Source organism: Cellulomonas sp. P5_C6 (genome assembly GCF_054049635.1).
The window spans coordinates 1-1,804 of the sequence record NZ_JBFULZ010000343.1; the positions used below are offsets into that span (position 1 = coordinate 1).

The 1,804-nt window shown below is 76.6% G+C and carries 2 protein-coding genes; both read left to right on the plus strand.

The genetic code is table 11. The features are described from left to right. Positions 1-798, plus strand: a 798-nt coding sequence (locus ACXJKG_RS20935; RefSeq protein ID WP_456847641.1) for a RecB family exonuclease, incomplete at its 5' end; no start/stop codon positions are given. Next, positions 795-1,804, plus strand: a 1,010-nt coding sequence (locus ACXJKG_RS20940; RefSeq protein WP_456847642.1) for an ATP-dependent helicase, incomplete at its 3' end; no start/stop codon positions are given. The genes ACXJKG_RS20935 and ACXJKG_RS20940, both read left to right, overlap by 4 nt.

Below are 1,804 nucleotides of genomic sequence, written 5' to 3' on the forward strand. Positions count from 1 at the left end.
CCCTCCAGCGACGCCCCGCTCTGGGCGGCGGACGAGCGTGTGCCCGTCAGCCCGTCCAAGGTCGAGACCGCCCAGCGGTGCGCGCTGCGCTGGGCGCTGGAGGCCGCCGGCGGCACCGCCTCGGCCAGCGGCGGCCAGAGCCTGGGAACGCTGCTGCACGCGATCGCGCAGGAGCACCCGCGCGGGACCGAGGCCGAGCTGTCGGAGGCTCTCGACCGGCGGTGGGGCGAGCTGGGCCTGGGCGACGGCTGGCCCGCGCTCGCCACCCGCCGCAAGGCCGACGCGATGGTGCACCGGCTCGCGGTGTACCTGCGGACCGCGGGGGAGCCGCTGCTGGTCGAGGGGGAGTTCTCCGTCGACACCGACCGCGCGACCCTGCGGGGATCGGCGGACCGGATCGAGCTCGTGCAGGACGACGCCGCGGGACCGGTCGTCCGCGTGGTCGACCTCAAGACCGGCGCCAGCCCGCCCAGCGTCAGCAAGTCCGCCGAGAACCCGCAGCTCGGCGCCTACCAGCTCGCCGTCGACGCCGGCGCGTTCGACGGGCTGCCCGACGGCGCGACCAGCGGCGGCGCGCAGCTGGTCTTCCTCGGCACCGGCGCCTCCGCGGTCCTGCGGACCCAGGAGCCGCTCGGTCCCGAGGTGGACGGCCCCAGCTGGGCGCGGACGATGGTCGACCAGGTGGCCGAGCGGATGGCCGCGTCGACCTTCGAGGCGACCGCGAACGACCTCTGCGACCGTTGCCCGGTCCGGCGCTCGTGCCCGGTCCGCGGCGAGGGCGGACAGGTGGTCGCATGACCGTCCTGCTCACCGCAGCGCAGATCGCCGCGCTGGTCGGCCAGCCGCCGCCGACGCCCGAGCAGCGGCTCGTCATCGAGGCGCCCCTCGGGCCGTCGCTGGTCGTGGCCGGCGCCGGGTCGGGCAAGACCGAGACCATGGCCGCGCGCGTCGTGTGGCTGCTCGCCAACGGCATCGTCGAGCCGGACCAGGTGCTGGGCCTGACGTTCACGCGTAAGGCCGCCGGCGAGCTGTCCGAGCGCGTGCGCCGCCGCCTGCGCACCCTCGCCCGCGCCGCCGCCGCGGAGGGCATCGCTCTGGCCGGGGGCCTCGACCCGGCCCGCGGGGACGCGCTCGCGGGGCTGTCCCGGCCGACCATCTCGACCTACAACTCCTACGCCGCCTCCCTCGTGGCGGACCACGCGCTGCGGCTCGGGCTGGACCCGTCGGCCCGGCTGCTGGGCGAGGCGGCCCAGTGGCAGCTCGCCGCCGAGGTGGTCGAGGCGTGGAGCGACGACCTCGACACCGACGCCGCGACCTCCACCGTGATCGAGGCGGTGCTGGCTCTGTCCGGCGCGCTCGACGAGCACCTCCTCGACGCGGCGGGTGCGCGCGCCGGGATCGAGGGCATCCTCGAGGCGATCGCCGCGACGCCCCCGGGGACGCCGCCGCGCGAGCCGTACGCCGACGTCAAGAAGCTGCTGCGGTCGCTGGGGGAGCGGGTCCGGGTGCTCGACCTGGTGGCCGAGTACCGGACGCGCAAGAGGGCCGGCGACGCGATCGACTTCGGCGACCAGGTCGCCCTCGCCGCGCGGCTGGCGTGCGACGTGCCGGAGGTGGGCGCGGGCGAGCGGCAGAGGTTCCGCGTCGTGCTGCTCGACGAGTACCAGGACACGTCGTACGCGCAGCTGACGCTGCTGGGCGCGCTGTTCGGCGGCGGGCACCCGGTGACCGCCGTGGGGGACCCGAACCAGTCGATCTACGGCTGGCGCGGGGCCAGCGCGGGCGGGCTCGAGGGATTCCCGAC